The 14,473-nt window shown below is 54.2% G+C and carries 13 protein-coding genes and 1 pseudogene; 11 read left to right on the top strand and 3 right to left on the bottom strand.

Features of this window, described 5'->3' with window-relative positions; genetic code table 11:
- Positions 1-133: 133 nt before the first annotated feature.
- The 3 genes from pckA to hslR form a co-directional block, all read right to left on the bottom strand.
- Positions 134-1,768 carry a phosphoenolpyruvate carboxykinase (ATP) gene (gene pckA, locus P4S53_RS07015; RefSeq protein ID WP_337112103.1) on the bottom strand — a complete coding sequence of 545 codons (1,635 nt, stop codon included), beginning with the start codon at positions 1,766-1,768 and terminating at the stop codon, positions 134-136.
- A 308-nt stretch (positions 1,769-2,076) separates the two neighbouring features.
- Positions 2,077-2,955 carry an Hsp33 family molecular chaperone HslO gene (gene hslO, locus P4S53_RS07010; RefSeq protein ID WP_337112102.1) on the bottom strand — a complete coding sequence of 293 codons (879 nt, stop codon included), beginning with the start codon at positions 2,953-2,955 and terminating at the stop codon, positions 2,077-2,079.
- Positions 2,956-2,981: 26 nt separating this feature from the next.
- Positions 2,982-3,386, bottom strand: a complete 405-nt coding sequence (gene hslR, locus P4S53_RS07005; protein WP_337112101.1) for a ribosome-associated heat shock protein Hsp15 — start codon at positions 3,384-3,386, stop codon at positions 2,982-2,984.
- Positions 3,387-3,979: 593 nt separating this feature from the next.
- Here hslR and gspC point away from each other — a divergent pair.
- The 11 genes and pseudogenes from gspC (at position 3,980) to P4S53_RS06950 (ending at position 14,472) form a co-directional block, all read left to right on the top strand.
- Positions 3,980-4,870, top strand: a complete 891-nt coding sequence (gene gspC / locus P4S53_RS07000; RefSeq protein WP_337112100.1) for a type II secretion system protein GspC — start codon at positions 3,980-3,982, stop codon at positions 4,868-4,870.
- Positions 4,871-4,908: 38 nt separating this feature from the next.
- Positions 4,909-6,927 carry a type II secretion system secretin GspD gene (gspD, locus tag P4S53_RS06995; protein WP_337112099.1) on the top strand — a complete coding sequence of 673 codons (2,019 nt, stop codon included), beginning with the start codon at positions 4,909-4,911 and terminating at the stop codon, positions 6,925-6,927.
- Positions 6,927-8,423, top strand: a complete 1,497-nt coding sequence (gene gspE, locus P4S53_RS06990; protein ID WP_337112098.1) for a type II secretion system ATPase GspE — start codon at positions 6,927-6,929, stop codon at positions 8,421-8,423. The genes gspD and gspE overlap by 1 nt, the downstream gene beginning before the upstream one ends.
- Positions 8,423-9,643, top strand: coding sequence for a type II secretion system inner membrane protein GspF (gspF, locus tag P4S53_RS06985; protein WP_337112097.1), 1,221 nt, complete (start codon positions 8,423-8,425; stop codon positions 9,641-9,643). Before gspE ends, gspF begins: the two co-directional genes overlap by 1 nt.
- A gap of 23 nt (positions 9,644-9,666) precedes the next feature.
- Positions 9,667-10,104, top strand: coding sequence for a type II secretion system major pseudopilin GspG (gene gspG / locus P4S53_RS06980; RefSeq protein WP_120510053.1), 438 nt, complete (start codon positions 9,667-9,669; stop codon positions 10,102-10,104).
- An 8-nt stretch (positions 10,105-10,112) separates the two neighbouring features.
- Positions 10,113-10,688, top strand: coding sequence for a type II secretion system minor pseudopilin GspH (gene gspH / locus P4S53_RS06975; RefSeq protein WP_337112096.1), 576 nt, complete (start codon positions 10,113-10,115; stop codon positions 10,686-10,688).
- Positions 10,685-11,062: a type II secretion system minor pseudopilin GspI gene (gspI, locus tag P4S53_RS06970; RefSeq protein WP_337112095.1), complete on the top strand. Its 378-nt coding sequence runs from the start codon at positions 10,685-10,687 to the stop codon at positions 11,060-11,062. The genes gspH and gspI overlap by 4 nt, the downstream gene beginning before the upstream one ends.
- Entirely contained in the window at positions 11,052-11,717 is a 666-nt protein-coding gene (gspJ, locus tag P4S53_RS06965; protein WP_337112094.1) for a type II secretion system minor pseudopilin GspJ, read from the top strand. Before gspI ends, gspJ begins: the two co-directional genes overlap by 11 nt.
- Positions 11,714-12,732: pseudogene (gene gspK / locus P4S53_RS06960) on the top strand (type II secretion system minor pseudopilin GspK). Before gspJ ends, gspK begins: the two are co-directional and overlap by 4 nt.
- Positions 12,701-13,999, top strand: a complete 1,299-nt coding sequence (gspL, locus tag P4S53_RS06955) for a type II secretion system protein GspL (protein WP_337112093.1) — start codon at positions 12,701-12,703, stop codon at positions 13,997-13,999. The pseudogene gspK and the gene gspL overlap by 32 nt, the downstream one beginning before the upstream one ends.
- Positions 13,996-14,472, top strand: a complete 477-nt coding sequence (locus P4S53_RS06950; RefSeq protein ID WP_337112092.1) for a type II secretion system protein M — start codon at positions 13,996-13,998, stop codon at positions 14,470-14,472. Before gspL ends, P4S53_RS06950 begins: the two co-directional genes overlap by 4 nt.
- Position 14,473 lies beyond the last annotated feature (1 nt).

Raw genomic sequence — 14,473 nt, 5'->3', positions numbered from 1 at the left:
CGGTTACTTGGCAAGGAATGCGGCTGAATTTTGTTGTTGATTTAGCGTTTCATGAAAGAAGTCGTGTGGGTGTGCGCTTGCTTCAGAGACAAAAAAGCCCTGCAGCGCAGGGCTTAGATCTTTCAGATGTCGATTAGTCCAGTTGTGGACCAGCAGCGACCAGTGCCGCGCCTTGTTCGTTATCTGTGTATTTTTCGAAGTTGTGAATGAACAGCTTGGCCAGATCGATGGCTTTGGCTTCCCATTCCGCTTCGCTGCCATACGTGTCGCGCGGATCCAGAATCGCAGGATTCACGCCCGGCAAGGCGGTTGGCACCGTCAGGTTAAAGATTGGCACCTGCTTGGTCTCCGCGTTTTCAATCGAGCCGTCGAGAATGGCATCAATAATGGCGCGGGTATCTTGAATCGAGATACGTTTGCCGGTGCCGTTCCAGCCGGTGTTGACCAGATAGGCTTCCGCACCTGCGGCTTCCATGCGTTTGACCAGCACTTCCGCATATTTAGTCGGGTGCAGGCTCAGGAAGGCATTACCAAAACAGGCCGAGAAGGTCGGGGTTGGCTCTGTGATGCCACGCTCAGTACCGGCCAGTTTTGCGGTGAAACCGGACAGGAAGTGATACTTGGTTTGCTCAGGCGTCAGCTTGGAGACAGGTGGCAGTACACCGAAAGCGTCGGCTGACAGGAAAATCACCTTGTTGGCATGACCACCGCGGGAGACCGGTTTTACTATGTTTTCGATGTGGTACAGCGGGTAGGACACCCGGGTGTTTTCGGTTTTAGAGCCGTCGTCAAAATCTATGGTGCCGTCAGAACGAACCGTGACGTTTTCCAGAAGAGCATCACGACGAATCGCCTGATAGATATCCGGTTCGGCTTCTTTCGACAACTTGATGGTTTTGGCGTAGCAGCCCCCTTCGAAGTTGAAGACACCGTTGTCATCCCAGCCATGCTCGTCATCACCAATCAGCTTGCGCTTCGGATCGGTCGACAGCGTGGTTTTACCTGTGCCGGACAGACCAAAGAATACAGCGACATCGCCATTTTCGCCCTGATTGGCCGAACAGTGCATCGAAGCAATGTCCTGCAGCGGCAGGAAGTAGTTCATCATCGAGAACATACCTTTCTTCATCTCGCCGCCGTACCAGGTCCCCCCGATCAGCTGCATGCGCTCGGTCAGGTTGAACACGGTGAAGTTTTCAGAGTGCATCCCGTGCTGCTGCCACTGGTCATTGGTGCATTTGGCACCGTTCATGACCACAAAGTCGGGTTTGAAAGTGGCCAGTTCTTGGTCGCTCGGGCGGATGAACATGTTCTTCACAAAGTGTGCCTGCCAGGCCACTTCAGTGATCACCCGAATACACAGGCGGGTGTCCGGGTTGGCGCCACAGTAACCGTCGACCACAAACAGCCGTTTGCCGGAGAGCTGATTGGCGACCAGGGCTTTCAGATCGCTCCAGACTTCTGCACTGAGCGGCTTGTTGTCATTGCTGCCTTGATCTGACCACCACAGGGTGTCGCGGGTGGTGTCGTCTTTGACGATGTACTTATCTTTGGGAGAACGACCGGTAAAGATGCCTGTGTCCACAGAGACAGCGCCCAGCTCCGTCACTACGCCTTTTTCATAACCTTCCAGACCGGGTTTGGTTTCTTCCTCAAAAAGCACTTCGTAGGAAGGATTACGAAGGACTTCTTTTACGTGATGGATACCGTACTGAGACAAATCCAGCTGTTGGTTGACCTTTTCATCTTCGGCGTGCATGACTGTCATTAGCGACTCCTTGGGGGGTAAGAGGTAGTTAGGCTGTCTTTTTTGACCCTGCGTACAGGGAGGTAACTTTTATAGTAACCACTTACAAAATAAGGTTACTTACTAGTATTTTTATCTGTACCTAACCTAATTTTACCCTGTCTGGAAAGGTTTGTGCCAGTGTAAGTGATTAATATTCCTTGCCAATTAAGCATGAATAAGCTGTGCTTGCATTTCAGAATGCAGCATAAAAGTGTGGGGGAGTTAAAAAAAAGCCAGCATGTAGCTGGCTTATGTAATTTACTTTCAGTCTTAATAATGGCTGAAAATTAATGAAGCTGCGAATCATCGGCTTCTGAGCCGGTTTCGAACAGACTGGTGATATCAAAACTGTCGAAATCGTAGCGGGTACCACAGTAGTCACAATGCAGAGAGACTTTGCCTTCTTCATGCAAAATACGTTCGACTTCATGACGATCCAGCAGTTTAATGGCACCGGCGCTGCGCTCGCGGGAGCAGCCGCAGTGGAAAATCACCGGTTGCGGATCGAAGAGTTTCACTTTTTCCTGATGGTACAGGCGGTATAACACGTCCTGAGCAGGCAGACCGAACAGCTCTTCATTCTTCACTGTCTCTGTCAGCTGTTCCAGGTGCTCAAAGTCACTGGCATCGCCTTTACCATCTGGCAGGATCTGCAGCAGCATCCCTGCGGCTTTCGCCTGGCCGCCGGCCTCACCGGTGCGCAGCCAGATTCGGGTCGCCAATTGCTCTGAGTTGGCAAAGTAGCTTTCCAGACACGCAGCCAGCGTGTCGCCTTCCAGACCGACCACGCCCTGATAGCGTTCACCCTGATTTGGCGTGATGGTAATGATCATATGGCCTTTGCCCATCAGATCGTGGATGTTGCCGTCCGCCGCCAGTTCGCCGTCCCAACGTGCGACACCGCGCATCTGCTGGTTGTGATCGCCATTAATCACCGCCAGTTTCACAGGACCGTCACCTTGCAGTTGTACCGTGATGGAGCCCTCGAATTTCAGCGTGGCAGTCAGCAGGCTGGTGGCCACCAGCAATTCGCCCAGCAGTGTTTGCAAAGGCGCAGGGTAGTCCTTGCTGGCAATAATGTGCTGGTAGGTGTCGGTGAGCTGAACGAGTTCACCGCGAACAGACACATCGTCAAACAGGTAACGGTAAAGATTATCGCTGGTCATGATTTGGTTTTCTCCGGCACTCACTGTCAGTGATTGCTTTTAAACTTAAGTATATCGCGTCGCTGCTTTTTATCCGGACGCTTGTCCGGGTGCGGATTGTGCGAATTGAGCTTGCGCATCTGTGCCTGTTGCTCGCGTTGCGTCAGGCTGGCTGCCGTTTCCTGATAAAGGGTTTGGGCTTCTGGTGCGCCCCGGCGTGTCCCGGACACTTTGAGGACAGTGACTGTTTTTTCCTCATTACCCTGCCGAAGTTTGATTTCGGCTCCGAGCTCGACAAGCTTACTGGGTTTGGACCGCTGGCCGTTATAGTGCACTTTTCCGCCGTCGATCATGTTTCGCGCGATCGAGCGGGTTTTGTAAAAACGGGCAGCCCACAGCCATTTGTCCAAACGCACTTCTGTTGTCTCGGATTCGGAGGGTTGCCGACTCATAAAACAGGCTCCTTACCCAAACGGGCGCTAAAAATATCACAATGGAAATGCCGCGTCAGCTGCATCGGCTGTTTACCTGCCCGATTGACTTTGAGCAAAAGTGAGGGTCATCCGGATTGGCCACAGATCACCTGTGTTACATTCAGGCTAACGACCCGAAAAGCCAGGGAAAAATACCATACGTTTTGGCTCGATCTGACACTATGCATTCACCGGGTGTGGTGTTGCGGTCATGCAAAGTGAGTTTCAGATCTTGTTTCGTTGCACAAAAAGTCAGCGTTGCAGGTATACAGTAGTTATTAAATGGTGATGCCGGATCGCAAATTCAACAATGAATGGGAATTTCCTCACACGAAATAACACACTGCTAAATGAGTAGTATTTTTTCGGTGAGTGGGTTTGCTATATTAACCTGTCATGCAACAAGATGAGCGTCGGAATTGCAGCAAGCAAATATCCGCTTGAAATAACTGGAACTCAATCCGGGCTTTTCTTGTCATATTATTGATTACAAAGAGTCATGAGGCAGAAAACAGCAAATGGATGTAGCTAGGGTAACAATGCACTGGCGTCAGGCAGTGGCGGGAAAACGTATGCCCTCAATGCAGTCTCTGACCCGTATCGTGACCTGGTGTCTGGTGGTTGTTCTGGCCTGGATGCTGGGGCGTCTTGTGTGGTCGGCATTGCAGCCAGTGGAAGCGCCACCGGCCTGGCAGGCACCCAGCATCAAGTCTGGCGGAACCAATCAGCAGGGGCTGCAAGTCTCTGAATTACTGACGCTGGAGCTGTTCGGCCGTTATCGGGCGGATGCCCCTAAAGCGATTCCTCAGCAACCGGTCAAACAGGATGCGCCAGAGACGAAACTGAACCTGACACTGGTTGGGGTGGTGGCGAGCAACAACCCGCAAACCAGTCTGGCGGTGATCACCAACCGGGGTAAGCAGAATACCTATGGGTTGAATGAAGCCATTGACGGCACGCGCGCGACCTTACAGGGAGTGTTTGTGGATCGGGTCATTATCCGTAACAACGGGCGCGATGAGACCCTGATGCTGGATGGACAAAAGTTTGGCCAGAATGGGTCTCAGGTGTCTGCTCCTTCGACTGCGCCAGCTGCACGGCAGGCACCCGAGCCGACAGTGCAGCCTGATGCTGCCGAGTCTGAGGGCGCCGGTGACGATCTGGCGCAGATAAAACAAGAGATCATGGAGAAGCCGCAAAACCTCTTTTCATACATTCGTTTATCTCAGGTAAAGCAGGATGATGAACTGATAGGTTATCGGGTGAATCCAGGGAAAAACCGTGTGCTTTTTGATGCCGTTGGGCTGCAGCCGGAAGATCTGGCAGTGAGCCTGAACGGCAATGATTTGAAAGACCCGGCCGTGATGGCACGGTTGTGGACTGAGCTGTCCTCTGCCACTGAGCTGACATTAACAGTTGAGCGGGACGGGCAGCTACATGACATATTGATAGAGCTGCAATAGCAGCACGAATACATTGCGTACATACGCAGGAGTTTTTTGTGAAAAAATGGATGGGTAAGGGCACCCTGTGGCTGGCGGCCAGCTTGCTGTCGACTCCCCTGATGGCAAGTGAATTCAGCGCCAGTTTCAAAGGAACTGATATTCAAGAGTTTATCAACATTGTTGGGCGTAATCTGCAAAAGACAATTATTGTGGATCCCTCGGTCAGAGGGCAGGTGAATGTGCGCAGCTATGATCTGCTGAACGATGAACAGTATTACCAGTTTTTCCTCAATGTGCTGGAAGTGTACGGGTTTGCCGTCGTCGAGATGGAAAACGGCATACTGAAAGTGATCCGTGACAAAGACGCAAAAATTTCTTCTATTCCTGTCGTTGACAGCAAAACCCAGGCGCAGGGGGACGAAGTGGTGACCCGGGTGGTGGCGGTACGCAATGTCTCCGTCAGGGAACTGTCTCCTCTGTTGCGTCAGCTCAACGATAACGCCGGCGCGGGTAACGTGGTGCACTACGACCCGGCGAACATCATCATGATCACCGGCCGTGCGGCTGTCGTAAACCGCCTGGCGGATATCATTGAGCGGGTTGACCGTGCCGGGGATAAAGAGATCGACGTGGTTGAGCTCAATAATGCCTCTGCCGCTGAGATGGTGCGGATTGTCGATGCCCTCAACAAGTCTGCCGATGCCAAGTCGACGCCTGAGTTCCTGCAGCCGAAATTAGTCGCGGATGAACGCACAAACTCTGTGCTGCTGTCTGGCGATCCGAAAGTACGTGAGCGCCTGAAGCGCCTGATCCGACAGCTGGATAAAGAAATGGCGAGTTCGGGTAACAACCGTGTCGTGTATCTCAAATACGCCAACGCCGAAGAGCTGGTTGATGTGCTCAAAGGGGTATCCGATAACCTTCAGGCCGAAAAGCAGGGCAATGGTCAGGCTGCGGCAGCAGCAAAGAAAAATGACGTCATGATAGCTGCGCATGCCGACACCAATGCCCTGATCCTGACGGCGCCGCCGGATATCATGCGCGCGCTGGAAAACATTATCGCCCAGCTCGATATCCGCCGCGCCCAGGTGCTGATTGAGGCGATGATTGTTGAGTTGTCTGAAGGGGCCGGGATTAACTTCGGTATTCAGTACGGCTCGAAAGAAAACGGGATCGTGCAGTTTAACAACTCCAATGTCCCGGTCGGCCAGTATCTGATTGGACTTGAAGAAGCAAAGGACACTACCCGAACCGAGCAGCGCTTTGACAACAATAACAACCTGGTTGACGTGGAAGTGACCGAAAGCGGCGATTTCTCGACACTGGGTCAGGTACTGTCCGGTGCTAATGGCGCGGTACTGGGCCTGATCATGGGGGACTGGACTATGCTGGTCAATGCGGTGGCCACAGACCGTGAATCCAATATCCTGTCCTCGCCCAGTATTACCGTGATGGACAACGGCGAAGCCTCGTTTATTGTCGGTGAGGAAGTGCCGGTCGTCACCGGCTCAACGGCCAGCTCCAATAACGATAACCCTTTCCAGACCGTGGAACGGAAAGAAGTGGGTATCAAGCTCAAAGTGACCCCGCAAATTAACGAAGGGGACTCTGTGCAGCTCAAGATTGAGCAGGAAGTGTCGAACGTACTGGGCGCCAACGGCGCGGTTGACGTGCGTTTCTCCAAGCGACAACTCACGACCTCAGTGCTGATTCAGGACGGCCAGATGATTGCCCTGGGCGGTCTGATCCAGGATGAGACCAACGAAAATGAATCCAAGATCCCGATTCTTGGCGATATCCCTATCCTGGGCCACCTGTTTAAATCCAACAATACCAGCAAGGGCAGAACCAACCTGATGGTATTCATCAAGCCGACCATTATCCGGGATGGCGTCACGGCCGACGGGATTACCCAGCGTAAGTACAACTATATCCGGGCAGAGCAGCTGTATAAGGCCGATGAAGGCCTGCGTCTGATGCCGGAAACCAGAACCCCGGTCTTGCCGAGATATGGCGAAGACATTTCTCTGCCCCCTGAAGTACGGGCATTTGTCTCCCGTCTGGAGGAGAAGTGATGGACACGCTGCGCCCGGCTGATCTGGTGCAGTTCCGTTTGCCGTTTTCTTTCGCCAAGCGTCATAAAGTGGTGCTTGAGACGGGTGAATATGGCAGGGTGCTCTATCATGAAGGCCCGTTAAAAGCCGTGGTGCTGGCGGAAGTGCGCCGGGTGTCCGGCCGCAGTTTCCGCGTTGAAGCGCTGGAACCGCATGCTTTTGAACAAAGATTGACGGATGCCTATCAGCGTGATTCGTCGGAAGCGCGTCAGCTGATGGAAGATCTGGGCTCTGACAGCGATGATTTTTTCTCGCTGGCTGAAGAGTTGCCGCAAACCGAAGATCTGCTGGAATCGGAAGATGACGCGCCAATCATCAAGCTGATCAACGCCATGCTGGCCGAAGCGATCAAGGAAGGGGCTTCGGATATCCATATCGAAACCTTTGAGAAAACCTTATCGATTCGCTTTCGTGTCGATGGCGTGCTGCGTGAGGTGCTGACACCGAGCCGTAAGCTGGCGCCGCTTCTGGTCTCGCGGATCAAAGTCATGGCCCGGCTGGACATTGCCGAGAAACGAGTGCCTCAGGATGGCCGTATTTCTTTGCGCATCGGGGGCCGGGCGGTGGACGTGCGGGTGTCAACCATGCCGTCCTCGCACGGCGAGCGTGTCGTTTTGCGTTTGCTGGATAAAAATGCGACCCGACTGGATTTACACAGCCTGGGTATGACGCCCCGTATTCATAAAAGTTTCCAGTACCTGATTGCCCGTCCGCACGGCATCATCCTGGTGACAGGCCCGACCGGTTCGGGTAAATCGACCACCTTATATGCCGGCCTGCAGGAGCTGAACAGTCATGAGCGCAACATCCTGACGGTCGAAGATCCGATTGAATTTGATATTGATGGCATCGGTCAGACGCAGGTGAATACCAAAGTCGACATGACCTTTGCCCGCGGGCTGCGGGCGATTCTGCGTCAGGACCCGGATGTGGTGATGGTCGGTGAGATCCGTGACCTGGAAACCGCCTCGATTGCGGTGCAGGCCTCCCTGACCGGTCACATGGTGATGTCGACGCTGCACACCAACACCGCGATTGGTGCGGTGACCCGTTTACGCGATATGGGCATCGAGCCTTTCCTGGTTTCTTCCTCTTTGCTCGGGGTACTGGCGCAACGTCTGGTACGGACGTTGTGTCCCCATTGCCGCGATCCCTATCAGGCTGACAGTGAACAGAAAAAGCTGTTTGATGTACCGGAATATGAGCCCTTGACCCTTTATCATGCCGTCGGTTGCGAGCATTGTAATCACAAAGGCTATCGTGGCCGGACCGGGATTCACGAACTGCTGCTGGTGGACGAACAGGTACAGGAGTTGATCCATGCCGATGCCGGCGAGCAGGCGATAGAGAAAGTGATCCGCCAGCACACTCCGAGTATCCGCGATGATGGCCTCGCCAAAGTCCGCCAGGGGATCACCACGCTTGAAGAAGTAATGCGAGTGACCAGGGAGGGCTGATGGCAGCATTTGAATATAAGGCGCTGGATACCAAAGGACGCCAGAAAAAAGGCGTCATGGAAGCCGACACTGCCCGTCAGATTCGTCAGCAACTGCGCGAGCAGGGATTGATCCCGGTTGAAGTCAGCCAGAGTCATGAGCGTGAAAAGCGCAAAGCCGGCGGGCGGATTGCATTTCGCCGCGGGATCAGCACCAATGAGCTGTCCCTGCTGACCCGCCAGCTGGCGACCTTGGTTCAGGCGGGGATGCCATTAGAAGAGTGCCTGCGCGCGGTGGCTGAGCAGAGTGAGAAAGTCCGTCTGAAAAACATGATGCTGGCGGTGCGCTCAAGAGTGGTCGAAGGCTACACCCTGGCCGACAGCATGGCAGAATTCCCGCATATTTTTGATCAGCTGTTTCGGGCCATGGTTTCGGCCGGGGAAAAATCCGGCCATCTCGATACCGTGCTCAACCGTCTGGCCGACTACACAGAAAATCGTCAGAAAATGCGCAGTAAGCTGCAGCAAGCGCTGATTTACCCGACCATGCTGACGCTGGTCGCCGTGTCTGTGGTGGCCTTTTTGCTGGCCACTGTGGTGCCGAAAATTGTCGATCAGTTTGTCCACATGGGGCAGGAATTACCGCAGATCACCCAGGTATTGCTGGCCGCCAGTAATTTTGTTCAGCACTGGGGACTGGCCGTCGTGCTGGCCATCATCCTGCTGATTACGGGGATCCGGATGGCGTTGCGTCGTCCGGATCTGCGGCTGCGCTGGGACAGGCGAATGATGAGGGTCCCGGTGATTGGCAAAGTGGCGCGTGGCCTGAACACATCCCGTTTCGCCCGCACGCTGTCGATTTGTACTTCCAGTGCCATCCCTTTGCTGGATGGCATGAAGGTCGCCTCTCAGGTCATGACCAATACCTGGGTGAATCAGGAAATCCTAGAGGCGGCCGATAAGGTCAGGGAAGGCGCCAGTCTTCGCGTCTCACTGGAACAAACGAAGCTGTTTCCGCCTATGATGCTCCACATGATAGCCAGTGGTGAGCGTAGCGGCGAGCTGGAGCAGATGCTGACCCGGGCGGCCGATAATCAGGACAGAGATTTCGAATCTCTGGTCAATATGGCACTGGGGGTGTTTGAACCCCTTTTGATTGTAGTAATGGCTGGAGTGGTGATGTTTATCGTCATCGCGACTCTGATGCCAATCATTGCCCTGAATAACATGGTGGGCATGTAGTTTTTCCTTTTGGAGGTGTGTTAATGCAACGTCAACAACGCGGTTTTACCCTGCTGGAAGTCATGGTGGTTATCGTGATTCTGGGCGTCCTGGCCAGTCTGGTCGTTCCGAATTTGCTGGGTAATAAAGAAAAGGCCGATCAGCAGAAAGTCGTGACCGATATTGGTGCACTGGAGCAGGCATTGGATATGTATAAGCTGGATAACAGTGTTTATCCAACGACAGATCAAGGCCTGGAAGCGCTGGTGACTGCGCCTTCGTCAAGTCCTGAGCCCCGTAATTACCGTAATGGTGGTTATATCAAGCGTCTGCCGAAAGACCCTTGGGGCAACGACTATAACTACGTGATGCCTGGCGAGCATGGCCCGGTAGATGTCTTCAGCCTGGGTGCTGACGGTCAGGAAGGCGGCGAAGAAGTCAATACCGATATCGGTAATTGGAATATGCTGGATTACCGTTAATTCAAGTGATGAAACGTGCCGCTGGCGGATTTACGCTGATTGAACTGATGTTGGTGCTGGTGCTGTTAGCCACCAGCGCCGTCGCCGTTGTGATGACCCTGCCGACGCCTAAAAATGAGGTGCTGAAGGAAGAATCTCAGCGATTTTATTATCTGGTGCAACTGCTGGGTGAAGATGCCATGCTCAATGGCCGTGATTACGGTGTCCGGATTAACCGGCAGGGCTACCAGTTTTTTGAACTGGACCCGAAAGGCTGGCAACCCCTCAAGGATTCACGTTACTTCAGTGAAGTCACTTTGCCCGATACGCTCGGCATGGAAGTCAAGGTTGGCAGTGACGCCTGGCAGGACGAGGATCGTTTGTTCGAACCCGGTTCGCTGTTTGACGAGGACCTGTTTGCCAGTGAAGAAGATAACAAAGCCAAACCACCGCAGATCATCGTGATGTCCAGTGGTGAGTATACGCCTTTTACTGTGTCGTTTGATGCCAGCGGAGAAGGCGATGTCTGGACAGTCGAAGCTGATGAAGTCGGCCAGCTGCACCTGCTGGAACCGGGAGTCACCCGGGAGGAGACAGGCCAATGAGTTCCCGGCGGACAGTATCTTCTCAAACGGGCTTCACGTTACTGGAAGTGCTGGTTGCCATGGCTATTTTTGCCACGGCCGCCTTGAGTGTGATGAAGGCGGTCGGACAGCACATCAACGCCATGGGCTATCTGGAGCAGAAAACCTTTGCCACCATGGTGGCGGATAATGAGCTGGCCCGTATCCGCATTGCCGGTGAACGGCTGACTGCTGAGAAAAAAGGCAAATCTGAGCTCGCCGGGCGGGAGTGGTATTGGTCAATCAAAAGCACTGCCACAGCTGATGGCTACCTTCGAGCGCTGGATATTGTTGTTGCGACCGATGAAGCGCTGAAAGACAGGGTGGCGACCTTAAGGACTTACATTGAGAACTGAACAACGTCAGCCATTATCACGGCATGCGGGATTTACACTGCTTGAAGTGCTGGTGGCGATTGCAGTGTTTGCGATGTTCAGCCTGTCGGCCTACCAGGTCATGAATGGGGTGCAGCGCAGCGATGAACAGTCGCGGGAGCATAACCAGAGATTACAGGAAATTCAGCGGGCCATGCTGATGTTGGACAATGATTTCCGTCAGATTGTCGGGCGTCAGGTCAGGCAGCAGGGCAACAATGAGGGTGGTCCGTTATTACAGAGTGGCGAATACCTGCTCGACTCTGCCAGTCACGGCATTATTTTTACCCGCGATGGCTGGCAGAATCCGCAGCAAATGTTTCCCCGCAGTGAGATCCTCCGGGTGGGCTACCGCATTATTGACGATACACTGGAGCGGGTGTGGTTTCGCTACCCCGACACTGTGGTGGGGACTGAGCCTCTGGTGCGTCAGGTGCTGGAGGGGGTGACGGCTTTGTCATTCCGTTACTACGGCGAGCAAGGCTGGCAGGATGCCTGGTCAGATAACACGCGATTGCCCAAGGGCATTGCAGTCACCCTGACACTGGATGATCTGGGCAAGATAGAGCGTGTGTATATGCTGCCGGAATCGGTGTTACCCAACACAGAAAAGCAGGATGAGGACACCGCCTCATGAGACAGTCCCCCGCCAAACAGCAAGGGGTGGCCCTGATTGTCGCCCTGCTGCTGCTAGCCATGATGACCTTGCTGGCGGTTCAGATGACAGATCGGCTGCAGCTGAATTTTTATCGGGTTGAGAATCAGGTTTTTAACCAGCAGGCCTACTGGTACAGCCAGGGGATGGAGCAGCTGGCGAAAGTGGCGATAGAACAGAGCCTGGCAGACAGCGATACGGTGAATTTAAGCCAGGTCTGGGCAACCGAAGGCCAGAGCTATCCGCTGGATAATGGCGAAGTACAGGGAAATATTTATGATCTGCAGGCGTGCTATAACCTGAATGCCTTGTCGGGTCAGGCGCCTGAGCAGGATCGCAGTCAGAAGCCGTTCCGGGTCCGTTTTCTGCAGGCCCTGCTGGAGGAAGCGGGCGCGGAAAGCTATGAAGCGGAAGTGGCGGCTGATTCAGTGTGGGAGTATGTCGATCCCGACGAAGCGGTGTACAGCGCCTACGGTGCAGGTGACAGCAGCTATGAGGGTTTTTCACCGGCGTACCTGCCCCCAGAAACCTGATGGCCGATGTGACCGAGTTCCGCGCGGTGAATGGCGTGAGTGCCACCATGTACCAGCAGGCGCGTCCGTTGCTCTGTGCGTTGCCGTCGACCGATCTGCTGATCAATGTCAATACGATCCAGCCCGCTCAGGCGGCCCTGCTGGTCGGCGTGTTTAGCCCGGAATTGAGTCTGGAGGATGCCCGTCAGCTGATCGAAAACCGCCCTTATGATGGCTGGCAGGATGTGGATGCCTTTTTGGCCGAAGGGGCCGTTAACCGGCTGACTGAAGCGGCGCGCAAGCAGGCGAAATCTTACCTGGCCGTAAAAAGTGATTTTTTTGAGCTCGATGCAGAAGTAACAGTGGATCGCGCGCGATTGCGAATATTAGCCCTGCTCAAACGAGACGGGGAGAACAAGGTGACTGTGGTACGTCGCCGTTATGGAGGAATGAGTGAGCGAGTTTCTGACGATAAGGCTGAGTAGCCGTCCTGACGGGCCGGTACATTGGCTGGTCTGGTCGCCACAGCAACAGGAAGTGATTGCCTCGGGTGATCTGGCTGACACGGGTCAGCTGGGCGATCTGGCGGCATACGGGGAAAACCGGCCTGTGTATCTGCTGGTATCAGGCAGCGATGTGCTGTTGAGCCAGGTATCGATTCCATCAGGGTCCGGGCGTCAACTGGCACAGGTACTGCCGTATCTGCTGGAAGAAGAGCTGGCTCAGGATGTTGATGACCTGCACATTCATTTGCTGAAGCGGGAAGCCGATAAGGCGGATGTTGCTGTTGTTGGACACCAGCGGATGCAGCACTGGTTGTCGTTATGTGACGATGCCGGGCTGGCCGTACGAAAAATCATTCCTGACTGTCTCTGTTTGCCCGCTTTTGACAATAGCTACAGCGCCGCCGAAATTGATGGTCAGTGGCTGTTGCGCCAGTCGGCGACTCAGGGAATTTGCGCCGACACCGAATGGCTGGCGAGCTGGATGATGGCACAGCAGGTGCCATTAATCAGTCAGGTCATGGAAGAGGAATCCCCTGAAGCGCAGAGCGCCGATGCGCAAACGGCTGCCGAGGCGTTGACGGATGACGCGGAAGACTCGGTCAGTCAGCACCGAATTCGTCATTTCACCCCAGCGCCATCCGGCATGCCGGGACACTGGCAGGCCGAAGCGCCAGAGCTGGTGATGGCTTTGCTGGCGAAAGGGGCTGATGATACCAAAGTCAATTTGCTGTCTGGCCCCTATAAACTGCAACCGACCTGGCATAAGGCGCTGAAGCCCTGGCGGAAAGTGGGGATTGCCGCTGTACTGGTGCTGGGTGTTTTGGTGGCAGAATATGTGGTGCGTGTGCAGGGCATGGAAAATCAGGCACTGGCCTATAAAACAGAGAGTGAGCGTATTTTTCGTCAGGTCCTGCCGCAATTTAATAATATTCCCACCAGCAGTTACCTGAAACGCCAGATGAATCAGGAGTTGTCCCGTCTGGGTGGCGCGGAATCAGGTCAGGGGGTATTGCCCTGGCTGATTGAGCTGCGTCCGGCGTTACTGAAAGTGCCGCAGATCTCAGTGCAGAATCTGAAATACGACCACAACCGCCATGAACTGAGGTTGCAGGCGGTGGCGGGTGAATTCCAGCATTTCGAACAGCTCAGGGTTTTGCTGGTGGAAGGGTTTGAAGTGGAGCAGGGCCAGTTGAACCGTGACGGACAACAGGTCAGTGGTGCGCTGGTGCTGAGGAGACGTTCGTGAATCAGTGGTTTAAAGCATTAAGCGCGCGTGAGCAGCGCCTGGTGATCGGTGGCGCAATCGCCTTGGTGATTGCTGTGCTCTACTGGGGGATCTGGCAGCCGATGGCACAACGGGCGGCATCGGCCGAGCAAAATCTGCAGACCGAGCGTCAGCTATTGAGCTGGGTCAGCGAGAAGGCCGACGATATTACCGCTTTGCGGGCGAAAACCGGTGCCACCGGCAGTGTCAGCCCGCAGGGGCTGAATCAGGTCGTCAATGAAACCACGCGCCGCTTTCGGATTGAACTGATCCGAATGCAGCCCCGTGAAGACGCCGTTCAAGTGTGGGTACAACCTTTGCCGTTTAACACGTTAGTGAACTGGCTGGCTTTTCTGCGAGAGGAACACGGCATTGAGGCACAGTTTCTGGATGTATCAAAAACCAATCAGGCGGGGCTGGTCGAAGTGAACCGTTTACAGCTGGGACGAGGCTAAG

It is taken from the genome of Photobacterium sp. Hal280, from assembly GCF_037162255.1.
In the GTDB taxonomy this organism is placed as follows: domain Bacteria; phylum Pseudomonadota; class Gammaproteobacteria; order Enterobacterales; family Vibrionaceae; genus Photobacterium.
The sequence above is the reverse complement of the archived record's forward strand: the minus strand, read 5'-3'. Positions and strand labels throughout refer to the sequence as shown.

What these genes read in the sequence shown, in the direction of transcription:
- hslO (WP_337112102.1), bottom strand. Translation starts at nt 2,955, where the DNA reads ATGACCAGCGATAATCTTTACCGTTACCTGTTTGACGATGTGTCTGTT.
- gspG (WP_120510053.1), top strand. Translation starts at nt 9,667, where the DNA reads ATGCAACGTCAACAACGCGGTTTTACCCTGCTGGAAGTCATGGTGGTT.
- pckA (WP_337112103.1), bottom strand. Translation starts at nt 1,768, where the DNA reads ATGACAGTCATGCACGCCGAAGATGAAAAGGTCAACCAACAGCTGGAT.
- gspE (WP_337112098.1), top strand. Translation starts at nt 6,927, where the DNA reads ATGGACACGCTGCGCCCGGCTGATCTGGTGCAGTTCCGTTTGCCGTTT.
- hslR (WP_337112101.1), bottom strand. Translation starts at nt 3,386, where the DNA reads ATGAGTCGGCAACCCTCCGAATCCGAGACAACAGAAGTGCGTTTGGAC.
- gspC (WP_337112100.1), top strand. Translation starts at nt 3,980, where the DNA reads ATGCCCTCAATGCAGTCTCTGACCCGTATCGTGACCTGGTGTCTGGTG.
- gspH (WP_337112096.1), top strand. Translation starts at nt 10,113, where the DNA reads ATGAAACGTGCCGCTGGCGGATTTACGCTGATTGAACTGATGTTGGTG.
- gspF (WP_337112097.1), top strand. Translation starts at nt 8,423, where the DNA reads ATGGCAGCATTTGAATATAAGGCGCTGGATACCAAAGGACGCCAGAAA.
- gspI (WP_337112095.1), top strand. Translation starts at nt 10,685, where the DNA reads ATGAGTTCCCGGCGGACAGTATCTTCTCAAACGGGCTTCACGTTACTG.